This is a genomic window from Streptomyces sp. NPDC055243 (assembly GCF_044544025.1).
Taxonomy (GTDB): domain Bacteria; phylum Actinomycetota; class Actinomycetes; order Streptomycetales; family Streptomycetaceae; genus Streptomyces.
Genome location: NZ_JBITWR010000026.1, coordinates 82444 through 109171 on the forward strand (window position 1 = coordinate 82444; position 26728 = coordinate 109171).

General features: G+C 71.2%; 20 protein-coding genes and 1 tRNA gene. 13 read left to right on the forward strand and 8 right to left on the reverse strand.

Features of this window, described 5'->3' with window-relative positions:
* Nucleotides 1-29 precede the first annotated feature (29 nt).
* Complete coding sequence (locus tag ACIGXX_RS42145) at nucleotides 30-806, reverse strand: MOSC domain-containing protein (protein ID WP_399984255.1); 777 nt, start codon at nucleotides 804-806, stop codon at nucleotides 30-32.
* An 81-nt stretch (nucleotides 807-887) separates the two neighbouring features.
* Between ACIGXX_RS42145 and ACIGXX_RS42150 the strand changes: the two genes are divergently transcribed.
* Entirely contained in the window at nucleotides 888-1298 is a 411-nt protein-coding gene (locus tag ACIGXX_RS42150; protein ID WP_399984258.1) for a nuclear transport factor 2 family protein, read from the forward strand.
* A 33-nt stretch (nucleotides 1299-1331) separates the two neighbouring features.
* Here the strand turns inward: ACIGXX_RS42150 and mfd are convergent, their stop codons facing one another.
* From mfd to ACIGXX_RS42165, 3 genes are all read right to left on the reverse strand, one after another.
* Nucleotides 1332-4862, reverse strand: coding sequence for a transcription-repair coupling factor (gene mfd / locus ACIGXX_RS42155; RefSeq protein WP_351163006.1), 3531 nt, complete (start codon nucleotides 4860-4862; stop codon nucleotides 1332-1334).
* A gap of 216 nt (nucleotides 4863-5078) precedes the next feature.
* Entirely contained in the window at nucleotides 5079-7664 is a 2586-nt protein-coding gene (locus ACIGXX_RS42160) for an FtsX-like permease family protein (RefSeq protein WP_351163004.1), read from the reverse strand.
* Entirely contained in the window at nucleotides 7661-8449 is a 789-nt protein-coding gene (locus ACIGXX_RS42165) for an ABC transporter ATP-binding protein (protein ID WP_351163002.1), read from the reverse strand. Before ACIGXX_RS42165 ends, ACIGXX_RS42160 begins: the two co-directional genes overlap by 4 nt.
* A gap of 437 nt (nucleotides 8450-8886) precedes the next feature.
* On the opposite strand from ACIGXX_RS42165, the gene ACIGXX_RS42170 reads away from it, so the two are divergent.
* The 3 genes from ACIGXX_RS42170 (at nucleotide 8887) to ACIGXX_RS42180 (ending at nucleotide 12847) form a co-directional block, all read left to right on the forward strand.
* Entirely contained in the window at nucleotides 8887-10524 is a 1638-nt protein-coding gene (locus ACIGXX_RS42170) for an MFS transporter (protein WP_399984263.1), read from the forward strand.
* A gap of 122 nt (nucleotides 10525-10646) precedes the next feature.
* Nucleotides 10647-11192, forward strand: coding sequence for a DUF485 domain-containing protein (locus tag ACIGXX_RS42175; RefSeq protein ID WP_399984266.1), 546 nt, complete (start codon nucleotides 10647-10649; stop codon nucleotides 11190-11192).
* Nucleotides 11193-11272: 80 nt separating this feature from the next.
* Nucleotides 11273-12847: a cation acetate symporter gene (locus ACIGXX_RS42180; protein ID WP_361470063.1), complete on the forward strand. Its 1575-nt coding sequence runs from the start codon at nucleotides 11273-11275 to the stop codon at nucleotides 12845-12847.
* 151 nt (nucleotides 12848-12998) lie between these two features.
* Here ACIGXX_RS42180 and ACIGXX_RS42185 read toward each other — a convergent pair whose 3' ends face one another.
* From ACIGXX_RS42185 to ACIGXX_RS42195, 3 genes are all read right to left on the reverse strand, one after another.
* Nucleotides 12999-13898 carry a cellulose-binding protein gene (locus ACIGXX_RS42185; RefSeq protein ID WP_361470013.1) on the reverse strand — a complete coding sequence of 300 codons (900 nt, stop codon included), beginning with the start codon at nucleotides 13896-13898 and terminating at the stop codon, nucleotides 12999-13001.
* A 225-nt stretch (nucleotides 13899-14123) separates the two neighbouring features.
* The gene (locus ACIGXX_RS42190; protein ID WP_399984270.1) at nucleotides 14124-17003 is read right to left on the reverse strand and encodes an SUKH-4 family immunity protein; all 2880 of its coding nucleotides are present in this window, start codon (nucleotides 17001-17003) and stop codon (nucleotides 14124-14126) included.
* Nucleotides 17004-17010: 7 nt separating this feature from the next.
* Nucleotides 17011-17997 (reverse strand): SMI1/KNR4 family protein, encoded by a 987-nt coding sequence (locus ACIGXX_RS42195; protein ID WP_351162994.1) that lies wholly within the window; start codon nucleotides 17995-17997, stop codon nucleotides 17011-17013.
* A 329-nt stretch (nucleotides 17998-18326) separates the two neighbouring features.
* Here ACIGXX_RS42195 and ACIGXX_RS42200 point away from each other — a divergent pair, with 329 nt between their 5' ends.
* Entirely contained in the window at nucleotides 18327-18884 is a 558-nt protein-coding gene (locus ACIGXX_RS42200) for a YwqJ-related putative deaminase (protein ID WP_351162992.1), read from the forward strand.
* 44 nt (nucleotides 18885-18928) lie between these two features.
* Nucleotides 18929-19450 carry an SUKH-3 domain-containing protein gene (locus ACIGXX_RS42205; protein WP_351162990.1) on the forward strand — a complete coding sequence of 174 codons (522 nt, stop codon included), beginning with the start codon at nucleotides 18929-18931 and terminating at the stop codon, nucleotides 19448-19450.
* A gap of 16 nt (nucleotides 19451-19466) precedes the next feature.
* On the opposite strand, the gene ACIGXX_RS42210 is transcribed toward ACIGXX_RS42205, so the two are convergent.
* Nucleotides 19467-20792, reverse strand: coding sequence for a sensor histidine kinase (locus tag ACIGXX_RS42210; protein ID WP_399984277.1), 1326 nt, complete (start codon nucleotides 20790-20792; stop codon nucleotides 19467-19469).
* Nucleotides 20793-20959: 167 nt separating this feature from the next.
* Here ACIGXX_RS42210 and ACIGXX_RS42215 point away from each other — a divergent pair, with 167 nt between their 5' ends.
* The 7 genes from ACIGXX_RS42215 (at nucleotide 20960) to ACIGXX_RS42245 (ending at nucleotide 26601) form a co-directional block, all read left to right on the forward strand.
* Nucleotides 20960-21817 carry a hypothetical protein gene (locus ACIGXX_RS42215; protein ID WP_351162986.1) on the forward strand — a complete coding sequence of 286 codons (858 nt, stop codon included), beginning with the start codon at nucleotides 20960-20962 and terminating at the stop codon, nucleotides 21815-21817.
* A 27-nt stretch (nucleotides 21818-21844) separates the two neighbouring features.
* A tRNA-Gln gene (locus ACIGXX_RS42220) sits at nucleotides 21845-21916 on the forward strand.
* A 118-nt stretch (nucleotides 21917-22034) separates the two neighbouring features.
* Nucleotides 22035-23492, forward strand: a complete 1458-nt coding sequence (glmU, locus tag ACIGXX_RS42225; RefSeq protein WP_351162983.1) for a bifunctional UDP-N-acetylglucosamine diphosphorylase/glucosamine-1-phosphate N-acetyltransferase GlmU — start codon at nucleotides 22035-22037, stop codon at nucleotides 23490-23492.
* Between the two features lie 119 nt (nucleotides 23493-23611).
* The gene (locus ACIGXX_RS42230; RefSeq protein WP_351162981.1) at nucleotides 23612-24589 is read left to right on the forward strand and encodes a ribose-phosphate diphosphokinase; all 978 of its coding nucleotides are present in this window, start codon (nucleotides 23612-23614) and stop codon (nucleotides 24587-24589) included.
* Nucleotides 24590-24781: 192 nt separating this feature from the next.
* On the forward strand, nucleotides 24782-25372 hold the full coding sequence (locus ACIGXX_RS42235; RefSeq protein WP_351162978.1) for a 50S ribosomal protein L25/general stress protein Ctc: 591 nt from the start codon (nucleotides 24782-24784) through the stop codon (nucleotides 25370-25372).
* A 97-nt stretch (nucleotides 25373-25469) separates the two neighbouring features.
* Nucleotides 25470-26072 (forward strand): aminoacyl-tRNA hydrolase, encoded by a 603-nt coding sequence (gene pth / locus ACIGXX_RS42240; protein WP_249589448.1) that lies wholly within the window; start codon nucleotides 25470-25472, stop codon nucleotides 26070-26072.
* A 55-nt stretch (nucleotides 26073-26127) separates the two neighbouring features.
* The gene (locus tag ACIGXX_RS42245; RefSeq protein WP_351162975.1) at nucleotides 26128-26601 is read left to right on the forward strand and encodes a hypothetical protein; all 474 of its coding nucleotides are present in this window, start codon (nucleotides 26128-26130) and stop codon (nucleotides 26599-26601) included.
* Nucleotides 26602-26728: the final 127 nt, after the last annotated feature.

Genomic DNA, 26728 nt, shown 5'->3' on the forward strand with positions numbered 1-26728 from the left:
TCCAGTGACACGGCGGCTGGTACGGGGGTTCACGCGACGGTCACCTCCGCCCCGAGTGCGAGCGTGCCGGGCGTCACGACGTCCGCGTACACGCCGATGCACATGCCGCGCGAGGCGGTGAGCGTCTTCAGGATGCGGCCGTCCGCCGGAAGCCCGCGCTGGGCCTGGGTGGTCATGACACAGCGTTCGATGCGCTCGGTGACGCGCAGCCGCAGGCCGCCGTCGAAGGCGATCTCCCGGCCGACCCAGTCCTCCTCGACCCACGGCTCGTCGGTACCGACCACGATGTTCTTGCGCAGCCGGCGTACGTCGACGGGGTCGGAGTCGCCGAGCAGCTCGCCGAGCGCGCGCAGCGAGGCGGTGCCGACGAGCGAGACGGCTCCCGCGTCCTGATGGCTCGTCTCGCCTTCGCGCACCAACTCCGCGCCTACGCCGCAGAGTTCGGCGATCCGGGGATCGCCGGGCCGCAGCGTCTCGCCGTCCGGCGTGGTGACGACGGGGCCGTCACCCTCGTACACGGCGGTGTGCTCCAGCATCCCCGGCGTCCGCCGGAACCGGCGGTGGTTCTTGCCGCTCGCCAGCTTCCCGTCCTCGTAGCGCAGGGCCCACAGCCGGTCTCCGGCCACGCCCCGCTCGTCGACGACGAGGTGATCCCGCTCGTCCCCCAGCATCGACTTCACCGGAAAACAGACGAGCCCCACAACAGCCCCATGCCCCACGGCACTTCCCCTCCCCTGGCCCACACGCTTTCGTCTCGCACCGCCACCGTACCGAGCGACTGGTTTAGACCATATCGTCCCCCGCATTACCTCCGGCGTAATCGACCCGCCGGAGGACGCACGGCACCATCGACCTCATCCGCAGGAACGCCGACCGAGGAGTGAGAAATGACGACCGAAGACACCACCCGCGCCGCCGTCCAGGCCTTCCTGCAGTGCAGGCTGGCGGGCGACACCGAGGGGCTCACCGCCCTCTTCGCCGACGAGGTCGACTGGCTGCTGGCCGAGAACCCGGGCGTGCCGTGGATCCGGCCGCGCTCCACCGCCGCCGAGTGCGCGGCCCAGGCCGAAGAACTCGCCGCGCACACCGTCCCGGAGAAGGCGGGCGCCACCGTCGACACGATCGTCGTCGAGGGCACGGAAGCCGTGATCTTCGGCCGCCTCTGGGGCACCGTGCGCGCCACCGGCAAGTCCTTCGAGGGCCCCTTCTCGCTGCGCCTGACGGTCGAGGACGGCCGGATCACGCGGCACCACCTCTACGAGAACAGCCGGTCGATCGCCGACGCCTGCACCCCGTGACCCCCGCCCCCGAAGGAGGGCGGGGCCCGAGCGCTACGACCCCACGATCGTCGTGAGGAACTCCCCCACCCAGCCGAGCAGTTCGCGGCCGACCAACGGCTTTCCGCCGACCTTGGCCGTCTTCGGACGCGGCACCAGGAGCTGGTGGGCGTTGGCCTTGATGACCGTGCCGGGGTAGAGACGCTTGAGCCGGAGCTCCTGCGACTCCCGCAGCTCCACCGGGGCGAACCGGATGTTGTTGCCCTGGAGCACGATCTCGCCGACCTCGCACGCGCGGGCCAGCATGCGCAGGCCCGCCACCAGGAGGAGGTTCTCCACCGGCTCGGGCAACTTGCCGTAGCGGTCGGTGAGTTCCTCGCGCACCGCCTTGACGTCCTGCTCGCTGCTCGCCGATGCGATGGAACGGTAGGCCGCAAGGCGCAGGCGCTCGCCGGGCGCGTAGTCGTGCGGGACGTGCGCGTCGACCGGCAGCTCGACCTTGACCTCCAACGGCGGCTCCTCCTCCACCCCGCCCTCCAGGGACGCGCGGTAGTCGGCCACCGCCTCGCCCACCATGCGTACGTAGAGGTCGAAGCCGACGCCCGCGATGTGGCCCGACTGTTCACCGCCCAGGAGATTGCCCGCGCCGCGGATCTCCAGGTCCTTCATCGCCACGTACATGCCCGCGCCCATCTCCGTGTGCTGGGCGATCGTGGCGAGGCGCTCGTGGGCGGTCTCCGTGAGGGGCTTCTCCGGCGGGTAGAGGAAGTAGGAGTAGCCGCGCTCGCGGCCTCGGCCCACGCGGCCCCGCAGCTGGTGCAGCTGGGAGAGGCCGAAGTTGTCGCCGCGCTCGACGATCAGGGTGTTGGCGTTGGAGATGTCGATGCCCGACTCGACGATCGTCGTCGAGACGAGGACGTCGAACTTCTTCTCCCAGAAGTCCACCACCACTTGTTCCAGGGCCTGTTCGGACATCTGGCCGTGCGCGGTGGCGATGCGGGCCTCGGGGACGATGTCCCGCAGGCGGGCCGCCGCCCGGTCGATGGACTCGACGCGGTTGTGGATGTAGAAGACCTGGCCCTCGCGCAGCAGCTCGCGGCGGATGGCCGCGCCGATCTGCTTCTCCTCGTACGGACCGACGAAGGTCAGGACCGGGTGGCGCTCCTCGGGAGGCGTGGTGATCGTCGACATCTCGCGGATGCCGGTCACGGCCATTTCGAGGGTTCGCGGGATCGGTGTCGCCGACATCGTCAGGACGTCGACGTTCGCGCGCAGCTTCTTCAGCTGCTCCTTGTGCTCGACGCCGAAGCGCTGCTCCTCGTCGACGATGACCAGGCCCAGGTCCTTGAACTTCGTCTCGGAGGAGAAGAGGCGGTGCGTGCCGATCACGATGTCGACCGAGCCGTCGCGCAGGCCCTCCAGGGTCGCCTTGGACTCCGTGTCGGTCTGGAAGCGGCTCAACGCCCGCACCTTCACGGGGAACTGGGAGTAGCGCTCGGAGAACGTGCCGAAGTGCTGCTGCACCAGGAGCGTGGTGGGGACCAGGACCGCCACCTGCTTGCCGTCCTGGACCGCCTTGAAGGCGGCGCGGACCGCGATCTCCGTCTTGCCGTAGCCGACGTCGCCACAGATCAGGCGGTCCATCGGGACCGTCTTCTCCATGTCGTCCTTCACCTCGGCGATGGTGGTCAGCTGGTCGGGCGTCTCCACGTACGGGAAGGCGTCCTCCAGCTCGCGCTGCCAGGGGGTGTCGGGGCCGAAGGCGTGGCCGGGGGCCGCCATGCGGGCGCTGTAGAGCTTGATGAGGTCGGCGGCGATCTCCTTGACGGCCTTCTTCGCGCGCGCCTTCGTCTTCGTCCAGTCGGCGCCGCCCAGGCGGTGCAGCGTGGGGGCCTCGCCGCCGACGTACTTGGTGATCTGTTCCAGCTGGTCGGTGGGGATGTAGAGGCGGTCGCCGGGCTGGCCGCGCTTGGCGGGCGCGTACTCGACGACCAGGTATTCGCGGGTCGCGCCCTGGACGGTGCGCTGCACCATCTCGATGTAGCGGCCCACGCCGTGCTGCTCGTGGACGATGTAGTCGCCGGTCTCCAGGGTCAGCGGGTCGATCGTCTTCCTGCGGCGCGCGGGCATCCGCTGGCCGTCCTTGCCGGCCGCCTTCTGGCCGGAGAGGTCGGTCTCGGTGAGGACCGCGAGCTTGAGGGCCGGGTCCAGGAAGCCGTAGTCGATCGAGCCGCAGGAGACGTGCACGACGGAGGGGGTGAGCTCGCTGAGGTCCGCGTCCAGGCGGGCCGCGATGCCCTCGCCGCCCAGGACCTCGACGGTGCGGGCCGCGGGGCCGTGGCCCTCCGTCACGTAGACGGTGCGCCAGCCTTCGGCCAGCCAGCCCTTGGTGTCGGCGAGCGCCTTCGCGGTGTCGCCGCGGTAGGTCTCGGTGGCGTGCATGCCGAGCTTGAGGGTGTCGTCGTCCACGTCTTCGTCGGCGGCGAAGGGGGAGACGGACCACCACATCATGCCCAGGTCACGGGCGTGGTCGCGGACGTCCGCGATGCCCCACAGGGAGGCGGCGCCCACGTCGATGGGGGCCTCGCCGCCACCGGCCGTCGCGGCCCAGCTGGCCTGGAGGAACTCCTGCGAGGTCGCCACGAGGTCGGAGGCGCGGGTGCGCACGCGCTCGGGGTCGCAGACCACGGCCATGCTGTCCCGCGGCAGGACGTCGAGCAGCAGCTCCATGTCGTCGACCAGGACAGGGGCGAGGGACTCCATGCCCTCGACGGCGATGCCCTCGGCGATCTTGCCGAGCAGCTCGCCCAGCTCGGGGTGGGCCTGCGCGAGGGCGGCGGCCCGTTCCCGTACGTCGTCCGTCAGGAGCAGCTCGCGGCAGGGCGGGGCCCACAGGCCGTGCGCCGCGACCTCCAGGGAGCGCTGGTCGGCGACCTTGAAGTAGCGGATCTCCTCGACGTCGTCGCCCCAGAACTCGACGCGCAGGGGGTGCTCCTCGGTCGGCGGGAAGACGTCCAGGATGCCGCCGCGCACGGCGAACTCGCCGCGCTTCTCGACCAGCTCCACGCGGGAGTACGCGGCTGCCGCGAGGGCTTCCACGGTGTCGTTCAGGTCCGTGGTCTCGCCGGTGCGCAGGGCCACGGGCTCCAGGTCGCCCAGGCCCTTGACCTGCGGCTGGAGGACCGAGCGCACGGGGGCGACGATGACGGAGACCCGGCCCGTCTCGGGGTCGTCGGGCCGGGGGTGCGCCAGGCGGCGCAGGACGGCGAGGCGGCGGCCGACGGTGTCGGAGCGCGGCGAGAGGCGCTCGTGGGGGAGCGTCTCCCAGGAGGGGTACTCGACGACTCCGTCCGGCGGGATGATCGTGCGCAGGGCGGCCGCCAGGTCCTCGGCCTCGCGGCCGGTCGCCGTCACGGCAAGGACGGTGCGGTTCGTCTCGCGGGCGAGGGCCGCGATGGCGAAGGGGCGCGCGGCGGGCGGACCGACCAGGTCTACGTGGGCGCGGTTGCCGTCGGTGGCGGTCTTGACCGCTTCGGCGAGTGCGGAGTCCTTGACGACAGCGTCGAGCAGACCGTGCAGGCTCATGTGGGCTTTCGCTTTCCGTCCAGGTTCTGGGGCGCGCAGGGCAACGCGAACCGCCCGGCAACGTGAACGGGCCGGGGGATCTCCAGCGTACGACTCCGGAGTGACAGGCGCGGCTCGGTCGGACAGGGCGGTCGCCGGACCGGCCGAAAGCAGACGGCCCCGGCGGCGCGTACTCGCGCCGCCGGGGCCGCTCTTCCCGCACCCCCGTAGCAGGAGCTATTCGGTGGCGATGGCGTTCAGGACGTTCATCCTGCCCGCCCTGAAGGCGGGGACCAGGGCCGCGAAGAGGCCCACGAACGCCGAGCCGACGAAGACGGTGAGGATCGTCGGCCAGGGGATCTCCAGGACCTTCAGGCCCTCCAGGGCCAGGAGCTTCTGGGCCGTGGCCCCCCAGCCCATGCCGAGGCCCAGGCCGAGCAGCGCGCCGAAGAGGGCGATGACCACCGACTCCAGGCGGATCATGCGGCGCAGCTGGCGGCGCGAGAGGCCGATCGCCCGCATCAGGCCGATCTCGCGGGTGCGCTCGACCACCGAGAGGGCCAGCGTGTTCACCACGCCCAGGATCGCGACGATGATCGCGAGGCCGAGCAGGCCGTAGACCATGTTCAGCATCTGGCCGACCTGGTCCTTCAGGGTCTGCTTGAAGTCGGTCTGGTCCATGACCTTGTACTGCGGGTACTCGGCCATGGCCGCCTTCAGCGACTTGTACGCCGCGTCCTGCTGGCCCTTCTCCGCCTTGGCGAACATGATCTCGTTCGGCGGCATCCGGTCGGCCGGCACGTACTTCTCGGCGGTCGTGAGGTTCACGTACATCGCGCCCGAGTCGATCGAGGTGTCGCTCGACGTGATGGCCCGGACCGTCATCTCGCCCGTCCTGCCGTGGTCGAAGGCGAGCTTCACCTTGTCGCCGACGGTGATGCCGTGGTCCTTGGCGAAGTCCGCGCCGACCGACATGGAGTCCGGCTTGTAGGCGTCGGCGAGCTTGCCGGCGACCGTCTCGCTGCGCAGGTCCTGGGCGTACGTCGCGTCGGCGGCGCTGAGGCCGACCCCCTTGGCGACCTTGCCGTTGGCGGCGGTCAGGTCCGCCTTGATGTCCTTGTACTGGGTGATGTGGGCGATGTGGTCGGCCTTCTCCAGGGCCTTCGCGGCCTTCGGCGTGATCGCCTGCTGGCCGTCGGGCTGGATGATGAAGTCCGCGCCGACCGACTTGTCGAGCTCGTCCGTGGCGGAGGCGACCATCGAGGAGCCGACCACGGAGAGGCAGGCGACCAGGGCGAGGCCGATCATCAGGGCCGCGCCGGTGGCGCCGGTGCGGCGCGGGTTGCGCAGGGCGTTGCGCTCGGCCATCCGCCCGATGGGGCCGAACATCCGAAGCAGTACGGCGCTGATGACGCGGACCACGCCGTTGGCCAGGACCGGGCCGATGACGACGAAGCCGATCAGGGTCAGGACCACGCCGCCGCCGAGGAAGAGCGAGCCCTCGCTCGCCTTGTCCGCCTGGGACGCGGTGTAGAGGCCGAAGCCGCCGGCGCCGGTGAGGACCAGGCCGATGACCGCGCGCACGGCGCTCGCCTTGCCGTCGGCCGGTGTCCCGGCGTCGCGCAGGGCGGCCATCGGGGAGACCTTGGCGGCGCGCCGCGCGGGGAGGTAGGCGGCCAGGACGGTGACGACGATGCCGAGGACCATGCCGACCGCGGGGGTCGTCCACTTGACGGTGAGGTCCTGGGTGGACAGTTCCATGCCCATGCCGGACATGAGCTGCATCAGGCCGACGGCGAGGCCGACGCCCGCGCCGACACCGAGGACCGAGCCGAAGACACCGAGCAGCAGCGCCTCGACGAGCACGGAGCGGTTGACCTGCTTGCGGCTCGATCCGATGGCGCGCATCAGGCCGATCTCGCGGGTGCGCTGGGCGACCAGCATCGAGAAGGTGTTGATGATGAGGAAGATGCCGACGAGGAAGGCGATCCCGGCGAAGCCGAGCATCGCGTACTTCATGACGTCCAGGAAGCCGCTGACGCTCTTGCGGTTGTCGTCCGAGCTCTCCTTCTGCGTCTTGACCTTGTACGCGGAGGCGTCCGCGCCCATGGCCCGCGTCACGTTCCCCTTGAGGACCGTGTCGCTGACGCCCTCGTCGGCGACCACGTTGACGTGTGTGAACCTGCCGGTGGCGCCGAGGAGTTCGCGCTGTGCGGTCGCGGTGTCGAAGTAGACGATCGCGGCGCCGGGGTTGGTCACCTTGAAGGTGGCTATGCCGGAGATCTTCGCGGTGTGGTCGCCGGTGACGGCGATGGTGCGCAGCTCGTCACCGATCTTGAGGTGGTGCTTGTCGGCGGTGTCGGAGTCGACCATCACGTCGGTGGGCCCGCGCGGGGCGTGCCCGGAGGTGATGTCCATCGAACGCAGTTCGTTGCGCGTCCAGTTGCCGGCCATGGTCGGGCCGCCGCCGGTGGGACCCACGTTCTTCTTCTCGGAGTTGACGACGGTGACGCTCTCGCTGACGACCGCGCCCTCGGCGGACTTGGCGCCCTGTGCCTTCTTCGCCTGCTCGACGACCGATGCGGGCATCGACTCGGGCTTGCCCGTGTCGGGCCGGTCGCCCGGGTCCGTCGCGGACTTGGAGGTGACGGTGACATCGGCGGACGTCGCGGCGAAGAGCTTGTCGAACGTCGTGTTCATCGTGTCGGAGAAGACGAGGGTGCCGCAGACGAACGCCACCGAGAGGACCACGGCCACGGCGGAGAGCGCCATGCGGCCCTTGTGCGCGAAGAAGTTGCGCATCGAGGTCTTGAGGACGGTCATGACGTACGCCCCCGGGCGTCGAAGTCCTTCATGCGGTCGAGGACGGTCTCGGCGGTCGGCGCGTACATCTCGTCGACGATGCGGCCGTCCGCGAGGTACAGCACCCGGTCCGCGTACGAGGCCGCCACCGGGTCGTGCGTGACCATCACGATGGTCTGGCCCAGCTCGGTCACCGACTTGCGCAGGAAGCCCAGCACTTCGGCGCCCGCACGGGAGTCGAGGTTGCCGGTCGGCTCGTCACCGAAGATGATCTCGGGGCGCGCGGCCAGGGCGCGGGCCACGGCGACCCGCTGCTGCTGGCCGCCGGAGAGCTCGGTCGGGCGGTGCTTGAGGCGGCCCGCGAGGCCGACGGTCTCCACGACCTGGTCGAGCCAGCCGCGGTCGGGCTTGCGGCCCGCGATGTCCATCGGGAGCGTGATGTTCTCCAGGGCGTTGAGCGTCGGCAGCAGGTTGAACGCCTGGAAGATGAAGCCGATCCGGTCCCGGCGCAGCTGCGTGAGCTTCTTGTCCTTGAGGCCGGTGATCTCGGTCTCGTCGAGGTAGATGTGCCCGGAGGAGACGGTGTCGAGGCCCGCGAGGCAGTGCATCAGGGTCGACTTGCCGGAGCCGGACGGACCCATGATCGCGGTGAACTGCCCGCGGGCGATGTCCACGTCGATCTCGTCGAGCGCGACGACCCGGGTCTCCCCGGACCCGTACGCCTTCACGACCTGGCGCGCCCGTGCCGCCACGGCCGTACGCCCTCCAGTGCCCCCGTGCCTGGGAATGGTTACAGCCGATGTCACGGTAAGTCTCCTAAGTCGGTTGCGCGGTGGGTCAGGCGTGTTCGCTACGCATAAAGAGTCTGGTCGTCCGACGGCTCCGGCACCCTGGTGCCCAGCGCAGTCTTTTGCGGGGGAAAACCCCACCCCCGGGGGTGTGGTCGGCCGACTTCGGGGCCGTCCCCCGGCCCTGAAGTCGGCGCCTCCGTCGGCCGTCCCCCGGTCCGTCCGTCGGCATAAAGCCAATCTAAGAAGCGGCCGTGGCCTTCTCATCCTCCAGCGGTACGAAGGAACCCCGGTCCGTAGTACGGAGGATCCCTTAAGGGATCTCCACCCGCCGGTGGAGCCGCTCTCGGGGTCACTCCACCCTCCTGCTGACCACACCCCGACCCACCTGCCGAGATGTTCTCCACCCCTGCCCTCGGAACCCACCGGGTGAGAAGGTGGCCCGGAGCAATTAGATGCAGGGGGAAGGAATCTCGGTGGGCACAGCCGGAGCGGGCGGCGCGGCAGGTTCGGGCACGGACGGCATACGTTCGAACGCCACCGGCAGCGGGCGGCGCGGCCCCGTCGTCGCCGCCCTCATGCTCGCCATGGCGCTCGCCGCCCTGGACTCCACCATCGTCTCGACCGCCATCCCGCAGATCGTCGGCGACCTCGGCGGCTTCTCCGTCTTCTCCTGGCTCTTCTCCGGCTATCTGCTCGCCGTCACCGTCACCCTGCCCATCTACGGCAAGCTCTCCGACACCTTCGGCCGCAAGCCCGTCCTCATCGCGGGCAGCGTCCTCTTCCTGATCGGCTCGGCCCTGTGCGCCCTGGCCTGGAACATGGGGGCGCTGATCGCCTTCCGCGTCATCCAGGGCCTGGGCGGCGGCGCGCTCCAGGGCACGGTGCAGACGCTCGCCGCCGACCTCTATCCGCTCAAGGAACGCCCCAAGATCCAGGCCAAGTTGTCCACCGTGTGGGCCGCCTCCTCGATCGCGGGGCCGGGTCTCGGCGGCCTGATCGCCGCGTACGCCGACTGGCGCTGGATCTTCCTGATCAATCTGCCCATCGGGGCGGTCGCCCTCTGGCTGATCGTGCGCCACCTGCACGAGCCGCAGCGCGAGGCGGTCACCCGGGGGCGCACCGACTGGGCGGGCGCGCTCACCGTCTTCGCCTGCGGTGGCGTCCTGCTCACCGCGCTCGTGCAGGGCGGCGTCGCCTGGGGCTGGCTCTCCGCCCAGTCACTGGCGCTGTTCGCGGGCGGACTGCTGCTGGCCGGGGCCGTCGTGGTCATCGAGCGGCGCGCGGCGGAGCCGATCATCCCCGGCTGGGTCTGGCGCCGGCGCACCATCGCGGCGGTCAACCTCGCCCTGGGCGCGCTCGGCCTCCTGATGGTCGCGCCCACCGTGTTCCTGCCGACGTACGCCCAGTCCGTGCTCGGCCTCGCGCCGATCGCCGCCGGGTTCGTGCTCTCCGTGATGACCCTGAGCTGGCCGGTCTCCGCCGCCCTGAGCCAGCACGTCTACCGCAGGCTCGGCTTCCGCGACACGGCGCTCATCGGCATCGGCGGGGCCGCCCTCGTCCTCTTCGCGTTCCCCCTCCTGCCCTACCCGGGGCAGGCCTGGCAGCCGGCCCTGATCATGCTGCTGCTCGGCGCGGCACTCGGCCTCTTCCAGCTGCCGCTGATCATCGGGGTGCAGTCCAGCGTCGGCTGGTCCGAGCGCGGCACGGCCACCGCGTCCATCCTCTTCTGCCGCCAGATCGGCCAGACCCTGGGCGCCGCGCTCTTCGGCGCGGTGGCCAACGGGGTGCTCACCTCGCGGCTCGGCGGCGCGGGCTCCCTGGACTCGGTGGCCCACGCCCTGGAGAACCCGGCCGCGGTCGCCGACCCCGAACGGCTGCGCCGCGCGGTCGATTCGGCGGTCGACACGGTGTACGTGGGAGCGGGGTGCGCGGCGGTGATCGCACTCCTCGTTCTGGTGTTCCTGGCGCCTCGGCGCTTTCCGGTAATCGGGACGGAAACCCCGGAAAACGGGGAGTCAGAGGCCCTGAAGGGCCAGGAAAACCCCGAACCGACCCCGCGCGAACGCCCTATGAACAAACCGGCCGAATAGACCGACCAACCAGTATGTGCAAAACCTTACGCGGCTCTACTACTTACAAGTAACGTGCTCGATTCTCACCTCTCGCTCCCTGCGGTCCCGCACCGGACCGACGCCGCGCAAGGAGAACCGGGATGTCCTACCCTCATCAACCCCAGCGCCCGCACCGCCCCCAGCAACCCCCTCAGAACCCTCAACGCCCTCAGAGCCCTCAGAGCCCTCAGAGCCCTCAGAGCCCTCAGAGCCCTCAACCCCAGCACCCGCATCACGCCTACCACCCCCACCTCCCCCCGCACAGCTCCTCCCCCTCCTACCCCACCTATCCCTGGCAGCCCGTCGCGCCACCGGACCCCCCACCACCCCCAAGGCTCCCCCGCCACCCCGCACTTGGCCGCCACAGCGACCTGCGCCACCTGCGCAGCGCCTACCGCTGGCAGCGCCGCGTCGCCACCCTCACGGCGCTCGGCTACTTCACGCTCTTCCTGATCCTCTCCGCGTTCGCCCCGACCCTGATGACGGGCACGGTCTCCGGCGGCCTCTCCACCGGCCTGCTGCTCGGCCTGTGCCAGGTGCCCGTCACCTTGCTGGCCATAGCGCTGTACGAGTACACCGCCCGCCGCAGGGTCGACCCGCTGGCCGAACGCCTGCGCAAACTGGCGGAGTTGGAGGCCAACCGATGAACTCCCGCTCCCCTCTGACCGGCCCCCCGTCCCCGCTGACCCGCTCCGACATCACGCTGGCCACCGACTCGGCCCAGGCCATGTCCCTGGTGGCGTTCACCGCCGTCGTCACCCTCACGCTGCTCCTGTGCGTGATGACGGGCCCCGACCGCGACAACCTCGGCGAGTTCTACACCGGCTACGGCGCCCTCTCACCGATGCGCAACGGCCTGGCCATCGCGGGCGACTACATCTCGGCGGCGACCGTGCTCGGCACGGGCGGAGTGATCGCGCTCCTCGGGTACGACGGGGTCGTCCTGGCCCTGAGCACGGCCCTCTCCCTCATGCTCCTGATGTTCCTGCTGGCCGAACCCCTGCGCAACGCGGGCCAGTTCACCATGGGCGACGTACTGACCCGCCGGATGCCGGGCCGCGCCGTACGCATCACCGCGTGCGCGGCGACGCTGGCCGCGCTGATCCCGCTCATGCTGGTGCAACTGGCGGGCGCGGGCGATCTGCTCTCCTTCATCCTCGGCTTCTCCGGCGAAGGCGTGAAGACGGGCTGCGTCGTCGCGCTCGGCGCGCTCATGATCAGCTACGCGGCGATCGGCGGCATGAAGGGCACCGCCCTCATCCAGATCCTGAAGATCGTGATGCTGCTCGGCTCCGGAGTGGTCATCGCCGCCCTGATCCTGCGCCGCTTCGACTGGGACCCGGGCGCGCTGCTCGCCGCCGCCGAGAAGGGCAGCGGGGTCGGCCCGGCCTTCCTCCAGTCCGGACTGCAGTTCGCGGGCGGCCCCAACCCCCGCCTGGACATGATCAGTTCGGAGCTGACGGTGGTGCTCGGCGGCGCGTGCCTGCCGCACGTCACGATGCGGATGTACACGGCGCGCAGTGCGCGCGAGGTACGCCGCTCGCTGTCCTGGGCGGTGTCGTCGGTGGCCCTCTTCGTACTGATCATCGCGATCGTCGGCTTCGGCGCGACGGCGATGCTCGGACGGGCGGCCATCGCACAGGCGGACCCGCAGGGCAACACGGCCTATCTCCTCGGCTCCAAGGCGGTGTTCGGCGCGAACGCGTCGACGGCGGAGACCCTCGTCTTCACGACGGTCACCACGGCGATCTTCCTGACGCTGCTGGCCTCGGTCGCCGGAATGATCCTGGCCTGCGCCAATTCCCTGGCGCACGACGTCTTCGCGCATCTGCGCAGGGAGCTGACCCCACGCCGGGAGATGACACTGGCCCGCGTCTCGGCGCTGGCCATAGGGGGCCTGGCGATCGCCCTGGCGGTCATGGTCCAGCACCACAACCTCCAGCCACTGGTCACGCTGTCGTTCTGCCTGGGCGCGTCCGCCCTCGCCCCGGCACTCGTCTACAGCCTCTTCTGGCGCCGCTACACCCGCAGGGGCCTGCTCTGGACCCTGATCGGCGGCACGCTCGGCTCGGTCATCCTCATGACGGGCACCAACCTGGTCTCGGGCGCCCCCACATCAGCCTTCCCGAACCACGACTTCAACTGGTTCCCCTTCACCACAACAGGCCTGGCCTCCATCCCCCTCGGCTTCTTCCTGGGCTGGCTGGGCACGGTGTCGTCAGGCCCCAGGGAATCGGAGGAACAGCGCAAGCGGTACGAGGCGGTGGAGGGCTGGATCTTGGCGGGGGTGACGAGGAGATGACACTCGCCGCGAGCTGATCACCCACCCCTCAGGAGCCGACGCGAGCTGATCACCCACCCCCGCCCCTTCCAGGAAGGCTCGACGCGGGGAAATCGGGTGGGTGGGCGGGAAAGAATCGCCGCGAAGCGGCGGCCTGAAACGCCCCGCCCAGCTAGGGGGCACCCTCGGCGGCAGCCCGCCCGGTCAGGGCAGCGAGGCTACTGCGCACATGCTCCATGTGCGCCCGCACCTCGTCCCACTCCTCCCCGTGCTCCCGCAGCATCCGCTCCGTCTCCCGCCCGACCTGCTCCTCCCGCACCCTCGCGGCAGCGAGCAACTCGGCGCCCCGCGCCTCCGCGTCCTCCTGCCCGTGCCGGGCGGACTCCTCCGCCTCGACCGAGGCCCGCTTCGCCTCGGAGAGGCGGGCCTCCGCGGCAGCGACGAGCGAGGCCTCCGCGGCCGCCGCCTCCGCTTCCCGCAGGGCGATCTCCCGCTCGGCGGCCTCCCAGCGCTCCGCGTGCTCCTTCTCCTGCTCCTCCAGGAGCGCGGCACTGCGCTGCCGCGTCTCCCGCAGCGCGGCAAGGGCCTCGCCCCGCCACTCCTTCACGTCACGGCGGGCCGCGATCCGCGACTCGTCCGCGGCGGCGCGGCAGGCGAGCAGCCGCTGCCGGGCCCGCTCCTCGGCCTCGCCGAGGACCTCGTCGGCGTACGCGCGAGCGGCCTCACGGACCTCCCGGGCCTCCGCGTCGGCCGCCTCCGTCACGCGCTGCACGTCCGCCTCGGCCGCTGCCCGCACGGCCGCGGCCTCCTCCTCGCCCAGGGCGAGGATGTTCCGCGCGCGCTCGCTCAAATTCTCGTACGTCTGAGGCGCGAGCCGCGACACCACGTCCCGCAGCCGCTCCGCCTCCGCCTCCATCTCCTTGGCGAGGACGGTGAGCCGGGCGGCACGTTCCCACGCGCCGTCGCGGTCCTGGGACAGATCGAAGGCGTACGCGTCCACCTGCTCGGGACGGTAGCCACGTCCGCGCACGGCGACGAAGCCGTGCTCCGACGCCGTTGCACCGCTGCTCATCCTTGAATCCCTCCTCCGACGCACCACGCGCGTATTACGCGATTGGCGCACATCTTGATGGATCAAGCGGAAGCGCTCATAACGCGACACTCCGCGCATGTCATCCGCTCAAGGATGCTCTATTTGCCACCAGAAGCCGGAATCGGGTTCGCACTCGTCGGGACAACGCACGAGGCGCCCGACCCACGCACAGGGTCGAGCGCCTCGTTCACCACGGCGAGGGGGCTACAGAAGCCCGTCCCACATCTGCTCGAGCAGCACCGACCACCAGCTCTCCGGCGAAGCGAGCGCCGCCGGGTCCAGCGCCGCCAGCTGCCCCTGGAAGTCCACGGTCCAGCGCCCCGCCTGCTCCTGGTTCAGCCCGAACCGCAACCGCCACATGCGGCCGAGGAGTGCCAGGCAGCGCGCGAACTCGGGAAGACCCGTGTTCACGAACTGCGGCGCCACCGGGGCGCCGCCGGGTCCCGCCTCCACGGGCACGGCGACGATGTTCGCCGTGCCGTACTGGACGCAGATCGCGCGGCCGAAGTCGCTGCCCATGACGAGGTACGAGCCCGCGTCCGACGCCGGCTGCACCCCCCGCTCCTGCGCCGTCTCGGCGAGGGTCGGCACCGGCCGACCCGGCTGGGCCTGCGCCCAGAAGAACGGACCGAAGTCGACGGGCAGGCCCGCCACGACGAGCGTGTGCGCCACGAGGTCGGGCACGCCCTGCCGGGAGACCGCCCGCTGGTCGAAGCGGAAGATGCCGGGCCCGAACGCGCCCACCAGCTCCTGCGCCACGCCCTCCGGCGGGATCGGCGGCGCGGGCTGCACCTGCGGCAGCGGCGCGCGCACCGGCGCCGGGCGCGCCGGACCGTCCGCGACCTGGTGCAACTCGGCCTGGTGCGCGATGAGCTGCTGCATGCCGCCCTGCCGGGACGCGTGGTCCCTGCCGTACGGGGCGATGCTCGTGATCCGCGCCTGCGGCCAGGTCTCGCGGATCATCCGGGCGCAGTACGCGCCCGGCAGCTCGCAGGACTCCAGCTCGGTGTGGAGTTCGAGCACCTGCTGCGGCGGCACGTTCATGCCGCGCAGCTCGTGCAGGATCTGCCACTCCGGGTGCGGGGTACCGGGCGCCGAGCGGCGGATGAGCTGCTGCTCGGAGCCGTCCTGCGCGCGATAGCGGAGTACGGCCTGGTAGCCGGGCCCGACGGTCGGCTGACCTGCGGGCGGCTGCGGATAGCCGTAGGGCTGACCGGGAGCGGGCTGACCGGGCCGGCCCTGCATGGGAGGCGGCATGCCGGGGGCACCCGGAGCGCCGGGAGCGCCCGGGGCCTGCGGCGGCAGGGGCGCGCCGGGGCCGCCGACCGCGGGCCCGGCCAGCATGGTCGCCGCGTGGTGGACGCCACCGCCGGGCGCACCGGGGGTGCCGGGAGCACCAGGAGGCTGCGGCGCACCTCCGCCCGGAGCACCGGGCGGACCGGGAGGCTGCGGCGCACCAGGAGCACCAGGAGCACCAGGAGCACCGGGAGCACCAGGCGGCTTGATCCCGCCGGGGCCACCCAGGCTCGGGTCCGCCAGCATCGTCGCCGCGTGGTGCACCCCGCCGGGAGGCGTACCCGGAGCACCGGGCGGGCCGGGAGGCTGCGGCGCACCAGGAGCTCCAGGGGCACCCGGAGCTCCGGGAGCACCCGGAGCACCAGGAGCACCCGGCGGCTTGATCCCGCCGGGGCCACCCAGGCTCGGGTCGGCCAGCATCGTGGCCGCGTGGTGGACACCGCCGCCGGGAGGCGGGGTGCCGGGTGCGTTCGGCGGCTGCGGGGCGTCGGGAGCCGCGGGCGGCTGAGGTCCGTCGGGGCCCAGCGCCGATACGAGCTGCGTCGGGACGTAACCCCCCGCCGGGGTGCCCGGAGCACCGGGACCGGACGGCGGCGGCGTACTCCCCTGGGGCACACCGGGCGTACCCGGGGCACCGGGAGGCGGCGGCGTGACCGCACCGCCGCCACGCGCACCGCGCGGCGGCGCCTGCGCCTTGCTGGTCGCGGCGTCGGCGATGTCCCCGGAGCCGGGCGGCACGGAGTGCTGAGCGGCTCCGGGAGCGGGACCCTGCGGGTAGCCGTACGTGGACGGGTCCGGCGGGCTCACGCCCGGAGGCGGCGGCATGTTCACCGCGGCACCGGCGGGCGGCGGGGGCAGGTTCGGCCCCGGAGCCGCCGGGGTCCGCGGACCGGGCCCCTGCGGATAGCCGTACGCGGACGCGTCGGGCGCACCGGCACCCGGAGGCGGCAGGTTCGGGCCGTCGAGCGCGGGCGCCACCGTGGTCGACGGAAGGCCGCTGCCGCCGCGCATCAGCGCGGTCTTGGCCTCCGGCGCCACACCGGGCGGCCGGACGTCGTCATCGTCACCGCCGACCAGCGGCGGCGCGAACACCGTCGCGGGCGCCGGTACCGAACGGTCGTCACCGGAGTCGGCGTTGGTGTCCGTACCGGCCCACGGGGTGTCCTCGACGGGCTCACCCGACCCCCCGGCCGCGGGCCACGGCGTACCGCCACCGGGCGCTTCGGGAGCCGCGGACGCGACAGGCGCCGCGGTCTCGGCAGGCGCGGACGGCACAGACGGCGCAGACGGCGCGGACGGCGCCGAACCGCCGTACCCCACACCCTCGTCGGACGCCTCCGGAGCAGGAGACAACCCCGCGTCCGCAGCCGCGGCCGCGCCCGCCTTCGCGGACTCCGCCCGCCGATCAGGGATGCCCAGCTTGTCCGCCGCCTCCTGGAGCCACTCCGGAGGGCTCAACAGGAACGACGTCTGATTCAGGTCGACCCGCTCCGGCGGAGCCGGCGCCGCGTCCTGCGGCGCCACCTCAGGGGCGCCGTACTCCTCTTCGTACCGGCGGATCACCTCACCGACCGGCAGGCCCGGCCAGAGCGAGGCATCGCCGCTGTCGCGCGCGATGACGAGCCGCTGACGGCCGCCGTCGGACACCGGACCGTTCTCACGGTCCTCCGCCCACACGACGAAACCGAGCTCGAACTCCCGCACCCGCACCTCGCGGTGCTGGTATCCGGGCACATCGCCGTTGATCCACTCCTCGGCGCGCTCCTGCGCCTGCGCGAAGGTCACCATCGACAAGTCACTCCCCCACCGGGACGGCGCGCGCGAAGCCGCCGTCCACCATCAGGTTCGCCACGGTCTCCAGCTCCGGCGGGTTCCCCGCGAGCCGGGACAAGAACGCGTCGAAGTCGTCACCGCACGGCAGCAGCAGCCGCTGCACCCGCTCGGCGGGCTGCCAGGCAGCCGTTTCCGAGACGTCCCGTGCGTCGTCGTACGCGCAGAACCACACCGAACCGATCCGGTCGCCCTTGACCTTCACGGCGAGAATGCCGCCCTGCACGAAACCAACTCCCAAGTAGTCCTTGGTGAGATGGTCGCGCAGGCACTTGTTCACGTACACCAGGTCGTTGACCGCTGCCTCGTCCCGCACCGTGAAGAACGGCTGGTCGATCAGGAGGCCGAGCTCCGCGTCCAGCGCCGCGCCGACCGGCGCGCAGCCGCCCGCCGCCTTCAGGAAGGAGCGGTAGGCGCCGGGCAGCCGGTAGCCCAGCTCCTCCTCGGCGCCGAGGACCTCCTGCTCGCTCACCGCGACCGCCGACTTCGGCAGCGCGAGATGCGCGGGACGGGTCTCCTGGAGCGGGCGCGTGCCCCGCTTGTCCTGGTCCACCGGCGTCGTGGCGAGCCCGCCGTGGTGCCGCAGGAGCGCCTTCACCTCCACCGGGACCAGCTCCAGGCGCCTGCCGCCCGGCACGTGGTGCCAGGTCCAGCCGTGCGGGGTCGCCACCGGCGGAATCGTGTCCCACAGCTCGTGGTCCGCCGCGGCCAGCGCCGCGTTCGCGGAGACGTAGTCCGTCAGGCGCAGCTCGTCGACGCCGAAGCCCTCCGGGGGCTCGGCGATCTCGGCGGCCGCACGCGCGTAGACGGAGAAGTCCGGATAGCCGTGCTCGTCCACGCGCACCCCTCTGGGGTGGCGCGTGGCCCGGACCGGATCCGGGAAGTGCACGACCTGCCCGGCGTAGGCCGCGTTCGGCGGCGCGGCTTGCTGCCCCAGCCGACCTGTCGTCATGGCGGTTGCCCCCTGCGGCACTGTGAGTTCTGCGGATCGCTGTGCACGGACGGCGCCGTGCGTGGATGTCGCTGTGCGTGGATTGTGCGTACTTCGTCCTGCGTTCCGCGGTCTGCGGATGTCGACAGCCTATGCGTAAGGACGACACGGGTCACCGGGCCTCCGGTTCCATGACCAGCAGCCACCGGACCGTCACCGTGCGACGAAAGCCGGGCGTGTCGCGGTGCCCCAGCTTCCGCACCACCCGCCCCATTTGGCAGGCTGTCACCGCAACGCGGGGGCGTGGCACACGCGGTCACACCGCGAGTTGCGGGGAGGGAAGCACCACCATGCACACGGCACAGACCGGTACGGCAGGCCGCACGGCGGCCACGACGGCGCCCTCGGCGACCGCCGAGCACCACGACGGCGCGGGGGACCCGCGCGTCGGCTGGAGCAGCACCTCCGCGCAGGCGCCCACGCTGCGCCAGCGCCGCGACGGCATACTTCCCACCGTCGCGGCGGCGCTCTCCGTCCGCGGCGCGACCCTCACCTGCACCGCGGGCCGCGGGGAGGAACCGCCCGCTCTGCACCCACTCGTACAGGACTTCCTCGACACCCTCACAAGCGGTCAGCGCGAACGCTTCACCGGGCGGTGCGCCGAGGCCATCCTCATCTCGCGCCACCTCACGGCTGCCGACGGGAGCCGCTCGAAACGGGCGGCGCGAAAACCGATGACCAACGGCGAGGCCCGCAAGGCCCTCAAGCACTCCAAGCTCACCACCCGCCGCATCCGCGAGGACGGCGACCCCCTGCACGGCGGCTTCGCCCGCCCGTGCCGCTCCTGCACCGCCCTCACAGCGCACTTCGGCGTACGGATCGTGGAACCCGCGACCCCGGAATCCTGACCCCACCAAGCCGCCGAACCGCCGAACCGCAACGAGGGCCGCCCATGCACACGGAACAGCACACCGACCACCCCACCGCGCCGACCGCCGCGTCGCCCCGCTTCCCCGTCCCCGTCGACGCCGCCCTGCGCGCGGCGGGCTGGCGCCCCGGACGCTGGGACATAAAGCAGGCGGAGATCTGGGCCGACGTCCTGCGCCGCCACACCTCGCCGGCGGGCCACCGGCACGCCGTCTTCCCCGCCGCCGTCGAGGCGTGGGCGGAGTTCGGCGGACTGCACATCACCCCGCAGGGCCCCGGCCGCCACATAGCGCCCGCCGCCGTGCACCTGGACCCGCTGTACGGCCTCCACCTGGCCCGCACCCTCGGCGACCTGGGCCGCGCCCTCGACACCGAGGTCTGCCCCATAGGAGAGGAGACGGAGACCCAGGCCCTGCTCGCCATCGACGCGGACGGCCGCGTCTACAGCCTCGACCACAGCGGCGACTGGTACCTGGGCTCCCACATCGACGAGGCACTGGCCACCCTGGCATCGGGCACCCAGCCGGAACGCCTGAAGGCGAGCTGACGACAGCCCCGGGGAGCTAGGCCGCGGCCGCGGGCAGTACCGCCGACACCCGGAAGCCGCCCGCGTCCGTCGGCCCCGACACGAAGACACCGCCCAGCGCGACGACCCGCTCCTTCATGCCCACCAGGCCGTTGCCCCCACTGGGCAGCCGGGCGTCCCCGGAGCCCGCCTCCGGCGGCGGCTCGTTCTCCACCTGCATCGCGATCTCCGCACCGCGGTGCGCGAGGCGTACGTACGTCTTGGCGCCCGCGGCGTGCTTGTGCACGTTGGTCAACGCCTCCTGGACCACGCGGTACGCGGTCTGCTCCACGTCCGCCGCGTACGCACGCGACTCGCCCTCCACGGACAGGTCCACCGCCATCCCCGCGGCACGGGACTGCCCCACCAGCTCCTCGATCTCCTCCAGGCACGGCCCGTCCTCGTCCACCGCACGCGAGGCGGCGGCCGCGGCGGCGAACCCCACGGCGGCCAGCGGCACCGCGGCGGAGACCGACCCGTGCCGGCCACCCGCGGCCGGCGGGGTCTCCCCGGTCCGCAGCACACCGAGCATCTCGCGCAGCTCGGTCAGCGCCTGCCGCCCCATGTCACCGACGAGGGCGGCGTTCTTGACGGCCTTCTCGGGATCTTTCCGAGCGACAGCCTGCAAAGCCGCCGCATGCACGACCATCAGACTCACCCGATGCGCGACGACGTCGTGCATCTCCCGCGCGATCCGGGTCCGCTCCTCGTTGCGCGCCCACTCGGCCCGCTCCTCGGCCCGCTCGGCCAGCAGCTGCAACTCACGCTCAAGACTGTCGGCACGCTCCCGCAGGCTCTCCATGAGCCGCCGCCGGGCCCCGACGTAAAGACCGAGCAGGATCGGCGGCGCGGTGAGCCCGATGGAGGTGGTGATCGCGATGAACGGTATGAACCCCTCGGCGAACCCCAGCTCCCCGCTCTCCATGTCCTGCCGGGTCCGCACCAGCGTCACGATCATCGTGCCCAGCAGGGACATCCCGGCGAGCGACCCGATGATGCGCCGGGGCAGCTCGGAGGCGGCCAGGGTGTAGAGCCCGACAACCGTCAGGAAGATCCCCATCTGAGCCGGCGTGATCGCGATGGAGATGAGCACCACGGCGATCGGCCACCGCCGCCGCAGCACGAGCGAGGCGCCGGCCAGCACCCCGAACGCGATCCCCACCCCCGTGGGCACCCCCGTGTCCCCCGCGAACGTGATCCCCTCGGCCCCGCACTCCGCCGCCGATGCCAGCGCGAGCCCCACATCCAGCACGGCACTGCGCCGCCGCTCCCACCACCACGGCCCGGTCACGGCCGCGCTGTGGTTCTCCCCCGTCGTGGTCATGCCTTCCAGCCTACGGGCGACAAGCCCTCCTTTTCCGGCGAGTTTCGTGCTCGGTGATCGAACGCACGCGCCGTTCGACGCAAAGCGAAACCACCCGGAATCCCTCGAACTGTTGAACCGCTCCCGCTTTCCGGCCGGACGTCCACATTCCGGACGACGGTCGTCGCATGACGGAAATCACGAGCAAGTACGCGGACTTCGAGGGCCTGCGAGAGCGGGCGATCGCGCTGCGGCGCGAGGGACTGAGCCTGCGGCAGATCTCCGAGGAACTCGGGGTGCGCAACAAGGAGACCTTGAGCCGACTCGTGCAGGGCGAACCTCCCGCCGCGTGGACCAAGCGCCCGAGGGCGAGGGACGGCCTACGGGAGCGGGCACGGGAGCTGCGCCTCCAAGGCCGGACGTACAACGAGATCCAGGCCGAGCTGGGCTGCTCGAAGAGTTCGGTATCGCTGTGGGTGCGGGACCTGCCGAAGCCAGAACCCAAGTGCACGCCCGAGGAACAACGAGCACGCATGAACGCCGGACTCGCACGGCTGCGAGCCGACCAGGACCGCGAACGCCGGGCGACCAAGCAGGCAGCGGCGGCAGCGATCGGCGAGCTGTCGGACCGCGAGCTGCTCATCGCCGGAGTCGCCCTCTATTGGGCCGAAGGCTCCAAGGACAAGCCGTACCGCCGCACCGAGGTACTCCAGTTCATCAACAGCGACCCGAACGTGATCCGACTCCACATGCGCTGGCTGGCGCTGCTCGGCGTCGGCCTCGACCGCTTGACCTTGCGCGTCAGCATTCATGAATCCGCGGACGTGGCGGCCGCCGAAAGACACTGGGCAGAGGTCGTCGGCATCGACGCGGGAGCGTTCAGCAAGCCGACCCTGAAAAAGCACCACCCCCGCACCGTGCGCAAGAACACGGGAGACGGGTACTACGGGTGCCTCGTGATCTATGTGAGGCAAAGCGCCGATCTCTACCGTCGCATGGAAGGGGCTTGGTACGGCATAGTGTTGGGTGCCGAAACGGCGACCTAGCCAAATGTCCAATTTGGGTCGCTTCAATCCCCCGTGGTGTAATTGGCAGCACTGTGGCTTTTGGTGCCATCTGTCCGGGTTCAAGTCCTGGCGGGGGAGCTGCTTACGTTCGGGTCCTGACCGCAAGGTCAGGACCCGCCCTCATTTCCGCCCCACAACGCCCCGGTATCCTGCGGATGTCCACTCCCCGCACAATCCGAAGCCGAAGGGCATCCCCGTGAGCGCCAACTGCCCGGCAGCCGTCGTCGTCCTCGCAGCGGGTGAGGGCACCCGTATGAAGTCGGCCACCCCCAAGGTCCTGCACGAGATCTGCGGCCGTTCCCTCATCGGGCACGTCCTCGAGGCCGCGTACGCGCTGAGCCCGGAGCGGCTCGTCACCGTCGTCGGGTTCGCCCGCGAGCAGGTCATCGGCCATCTCTCCGCCGTCGCCCCCGACGTACGCACCGCCTACCAGAGCGAGCAGAAGGGCACCGGCCACGCCGTCCGCATCGGCCTGGACGAGCTCGGCGGCGCCGTGGACGGGACCGTCATCGTCGTCTGCGGCGACACCCCGCTGCTGACCGGCGCGACCCTGCGGAAGCTGGCGGCCACGCACACCGGCGACGGCAACGCCGTGACGGTGCTGACCGCCGAGGTCCCGGACGCGACCGGCTACGGCCGCATCGTGCGGGACGGCGAGAGCGGCGCGGTGACCGGCATCGTCGAGCACAAGGACGCCACCGAGAAGCAGCGCCTGATCCGTGAGATCAACTCCGGCGTTTTCGCGTTCGACGGGCAGCTGCTCGCGAAGGCGCTCGGCAAGGTGCGCACGGACAACAGCCAGGGCGAGGAGTACCTCACCGACGTGCTGGGAATCCTCCGTGAGGCGGGGCACCGGGTGGGGGCCGCCGTCGCCGGTGATCACCAGGAGATCGCGGGGATCAACAACCGGGTGCAACTGGCGCAGGCCCGCCGCACCTTGAACGACCGCCTCCTGACGGAGGCCATGCTGGCCGGTGTCACGGTCGTGGACCCCGCCTCGACGTGGATCGACGCGACGGTGACGTACGAGCAGGACGCGCTCGTGCACCCGGGCACGCAGCTCCAGGGCGCCACGCACCTCGGTGAGGGTTCCGAGGTGGGGCCCAACTCCCGCCTGAAGGACACCAGGGTGGGCGCGGGCGCGCGCGTGGACAACACGGTGGCGAACGACGCCGAGGTCGGGGAGCAGGCGAGCGTCGGTCCGTACGCGTATCTGCGGCCGGGTACCCGGCTCGGTGTGAAGTCGAAGGCCGGCACGTACGTGGAGATGAAGAACGCGAAGATCGGTGAGGGGACGAAGATCCCGCACCTTTCCTACGTGGGTGACGCGACGATCGGTGATTTCACCAACATCGGTGCCGCCAGCGTCTTCGTGAACTACGACGGCGAGGCCAAGCACCACACGACGGTGGGCTCGCACTGCAAGACCGGTTCGGACAACATGTTTGTGGCTCCTGTCACGGTCGGGGACGGCGCCTACACGGCGGCGGGTTCGGTCATCACGAAGGATGTTCCTGCGGGTTCGCTGGCCGTGGCCCGTGGCCAGCAAAGGAATATCGAGGGTTGGGTGGCGCGCAAGCGTCCGGGCAGCGCGGCCGCGAGGGCGGCCGAGGCGGCGTCCGGGGAGTCCAGGAATTCGGCAAGCGGAAGCTGACCGGAAACAGGTGCGTCGGACACGGCGTACCGTGATAGATGCACACCATTTCGGCCGACTCAGCGCACGGGACGCGCGGACTCGGCAGCGGGAAGAACTCGTCTGAGGAGACAAGTGCTGTGACCGGGATCAAGACGACCGGCGAGAAGAAGTTGATGCTCTTCTCCGGCCGCGCCCACCCCGAGTTGGCCGAGGAGGTCGCACACAAGCTGGGTGTCGGCATCGTGCCGACGAAGGCTTTCGATTTCGCCAACGGCGAGATCTATGTGCGGTACCAGGAGTCGGCTCGTGGCGCGGACTGCTTCTTGATCCAGAGCCACACGGCTCCGATCAACAAGTGGATCATGGAGCAGCTGATCATGATCGACGCGCTGAAGCGCGCGTCGGCCCGCTCCATCACCGTGATCGTGCCGTTCTACGGCTACGCGCGCCAGGACAAGAAGCACCGCGGCCGTGAGCCGATCTCGGCCCGCATGGTGGCGGACCTGATGAAGACCGCGGGTGCGGACCGCATCCTCACGGTCGACCTGCACACCGACCAGATCCAGGGCTTCTTCGACGGCCCGGTCGACCACCTCTTCGCCCTGCCGATCCTCGCGGACTACGTGGGCGCGAAGGTCGACCGCGACAAGCTGACGGTGGTCTCCCCCGACGCCGGCCGCGTGCGTGTCGCCGACCGCTGGTGCGACCGTCTCGGCGCCCCGCTGGCCATCGTGCACAAGCGCCGTGACAAGGACGTCGCCAACCAGGTCACCGTCCACGAGGTCGTGGGTGAGGTGAAGGGCCGCGTCTGCGTCCTGGTCGACGACATGATCGACACCGGTGGCACGATCTGCGCCGCCGCCGACGCGCTGTTCGCGCACGGTGCGGAGGACGTCATCGTGACGGCGACGCACGGCGTGCTGTCCGGCCCGGCCGCGGACCGTCTGAAGAACTCCAAGGTGAGCGAGTTCGTGTTCACGGACACGCTGCCCGACCCGGGTGACCTGGAGCTCGACAAGATCACGGTGCTCTCGATCGCGCCGACCATCGCGAACGCGGTGCGTGAGGTCTTCGAGGACGGTTCGGTCACGAGCCTCTTCGACGAGCAGGCCTAGCCCTCGCGGGTTCGATAGATCAACTTTGAGGCGGCCTCCCCCGCCGGGTAGACTCACGGAGTTGCTCGGCGAGGGAGGCCGTACTCATTGCAGTACGGCGGTCCGTTATCGACGCGCTCTTCGTAGCAGGCCAGTAGTCGTATGGCCGGGTAACCGACCCCATTCGACATTTCTGACTTACGAGGAGTGCACATGTCCGAGGTCAAGCTCGCCGCCGAGACCCGCACCGAGTTCGGCAAGGGCGCCGCCCGCCGCATCCGCCGCGAGAGCAAGGTCCCGGCCGTTGTCTACGGTCACGGCGCCGACCCCGTCCACATCACGCTTCCGGGCCACGAGCTGCACCTCGCGCTCCGTACGTCCAACGTCCTTCTCGCCCTCGACATCGACGGCAAGAAGCACCTGGCGATCCCGAAGGCCGTCCAGCGTGACGCCATCAAGGGCTTCCTCGAGCACGTCGACCTGCTCCTCGTCCGTCAGGGCGAGAAGGTCAACGTCGACATCTACGTCCACACCGAGGGCGAGCTCGCCCCGGGCGGCAACCTGCTCGAGCACGTCCTGAACGCGCTGCCCGTCGAGGCCGAGGCCACGCACATCCCCGAGTCGGTCACCGTCTCCATCGCGGGCCTCGAGGCCGGCGCGACCATCCTCGCCAAGGACATCCCGCTGCCCGCCGGCACCACCCTGAACGTCGAGGACGACGTCGTCGTCCTGCAGGTTCTGGCCGCGCAGGCCGAGGAGGCCTCCGAGACCGAGGCCGAGGGCGACGCCGCCGCCGAGGCCTGAGCCTCGACCGCGAACGCCTGAGCTCGACTTGGTTCGAACTCTGCCAACCGCCGCTCCGCGCTCCTGCGCGGGGCGGCGGTTGGGCTATGAAGGAGACATGCAGATGACGACGGACCCCAGCGCGCCCTGGCTGATCGTGGGTCTGGGCAATCCAGGCCCTGGGTACGCCATGAACCGGCACAACGTGGGCTTCATGGTGGCCGATCTCCTGGCGGAGCGGATCGGCGGCTCGTTCAAGCGGAGCGGTCGTACGCAGGCGCAGGTGCTGGAGGGCCGGATCGGCCCCGTGGGACCGGCGAACCGCCGGGTCGTCCTGGCGAAGCCGATGTCGTACATGAATGTGTCGGGCGGTCCGGTGACGGCGCTGCGCGACTTCTACAAGGTGCCGACGGCGAACATCGTGGCGGTCCACGACGAGCTGGACATCGACTACGGCACGCTGCGCCTGAAGCTGGGCGGCGGCGACAACGGCCACAACGGTCTGAAGTCGATGACGAAGGCGATGGGCCCGGACTACCACCGGGTGCGGTTCGGGATCGGGCGTCCGCCGGGGCGCATGCAGGTCGCGGACTTCGTCCTGAAGGACTTCTCGTCGGCGGAGCGCAAGGAGCTCGGCTACTTCGTGGACCGGGCGGCGGACGCGGCGGAGGCTCTGGTGATCGAGGGTCTTGAGCGGGCGCAGAGTTCGTACAACTCTTGACCGGTTGCCCCAGGGCTGTTGACTGAGCGCAGCGCCATGGCCAAGGATCGCCGCCATGACTGCGCTGCTACTCGTACGCCGGACGGCCATGGGCGCGCTTGCGGCGCTGCTGCTGGTCGCGGGGTTCTGGGCGTCCTGGGGCACGGCGCAGCACGTGATGCTCTCCGGTGAGCGGGAGCGGGGCACGATGCGGGTGACGCGGTGCTCGTCGGACACCTGCGTGGGTCCGTACGCCCCTTCGTCGTCCTCCTCGGCCTCCGGCTTCAAGCCGCGCGACCGGGTCGAGATCGACCGCTCGATCGCGGAGAAGGAGGGGGCGCGGATTCCGGTGGCGGTGAAGCCCGGCACCTCCGAGGTCGTCCGCACCGGCGGCCCCGGTTTCCTGCACGCGTGGCTCCCCCTGGGCGGGGCGCTGCTGCTGTCCGCGGTGGTGGTCGCCGGGGGTCTTCGCCTCCCTCGTACGGCCTGGGGCCTCGCGGTGGCGGGCGGCGCGCTCCTGACGGCGTCCTTCGCGACGCTGGCGTTCTGACCTGACCTGACGTGGGGGGGGGGGGGGGGGGGGGGGGGGCCCCCCCCCCCCCCGCGGGGCGCCGGGGTGTGGGGGGCCCCCCCCCCCCCCCCAAACCGGGGGGGGCAGCGCGCGGCCGCCGGGCGGG

Coding starts and splice junctions, on each gene's coding strand:
- ACIGXX_RS42145 (WP_399984255.1), bottom strand. CDS start 806: ATGCGGGGGACGATATGGTCTAAACCAGTCGCTCGGTACGGTGGCGGT.
- ACIGXX_RS42150 (WP_399984258.1), top strand. CDS start 888: ATGACGACCGAAGACACCACCCGCGCCGCCGTCCAGGCCTTCCTGCAG.
- mfd (WP_351163006.1), bottom strand. CDS start 4,862: ATGAGCCTGCACGGTCTGCTCGACGCTGTCGTCAAGGACTCCGCACTC.
- ACIGXX_RS42160 (WP_351163004.1), bottom strand. CDS start 7,664: ATGACCGTCCTCAAGACCTCGATGCGCAACTTCTTCGCGCACAAGGGC.
- ACIGXX_RS42170 (WP_399984263.1), top strand. CDS start 8,887: ATGCAGGGGGAAGGAATCTCGGTGGGCACAGCCGGAGCGGGCGGCGCG.
- ACIGXX_RS42175 (WP_399984266.1), top strand. CDS start 10,647: ATGTCCTACCCTCATCAACCCCAGCGCCCGCACCGCCCCCAGCAACCC.
- ACIGXX_RS42180 (WP_361470063.1), top strand. CDS start 11,273: ATGTCCCTGGTGGCGTTCACCGCCGTCGTCACCCTCACGCTGCTCCTG.
- ACIGXX_RS42185 (WP_361470013.1), bottom strand. CDS start 13,898: ATGAGCAGCGGTGCAACGGCGTCGGAGCACGGCTTCGTCGCCGTGCGC.
- ACIGXX_RS42190 (WP_399984270.1), bottom strand. CDS start 17,003: ATGGTGACCTTCGCGCAGGCGCAGGAGCGCGCCGAGGAGTGGATCAAC.
- ACIGXX_RS42195 (WP_351162994.1), bottom strand. CDS start 17,997: ATGACGACAGGTCGGCTGGGGCAGCAAGCCGCGCCGCCGAACGCGGCC.
- ACIGXX_RS42200 (WP_351162992.1), top strand. CDS start 18,327: ATGCACACGGCACAGACCGGTACGGCAGGCCGCACGGCGGCCACGACG.
- ACIGXX_RS42205 (WP_351162990.1), top strand. CDS start 18,929: ATGCACACGGAACAGCACACCGACCACCCCACCGCGCCGACCGCCGCG.
- ACIGXX_RS42210 (WP_399984277.1), bottom strand. CDS start 20,792: ATGACCACGACGGGGGAGAACCACAGCGCGGCCGTGACCGGGCCGTGG.
- ACIGXX_RS42215 (WP_351162986.1), top strand. CDS start 20,960: ATGACGGAAATCACGAGCAAGTACGCGGACTTCGAGGGCCTGCGAGAG.
- ACIGXX_RS42235 (WP_351162978.1), top strand. CDS start 24,782: ATGTCCGAGGTCAAGCTCGCCGCCGAGACCCGCACCGAGTTCGGCAAG.
- pth (WP_249589448.1), top strand. CDS start 25,470: ATGCAGATGACGACGGACCCCAGCGCGCCCTGGCTGATCGTGGGTCTG.
- ACIGXX_RS42245 (WP_351162975.1), top strand. CDS start 26,128: ATGACTGCGCTGCTACTCGTACGCCGGACGGCCATGGGCGCGCTTGCG.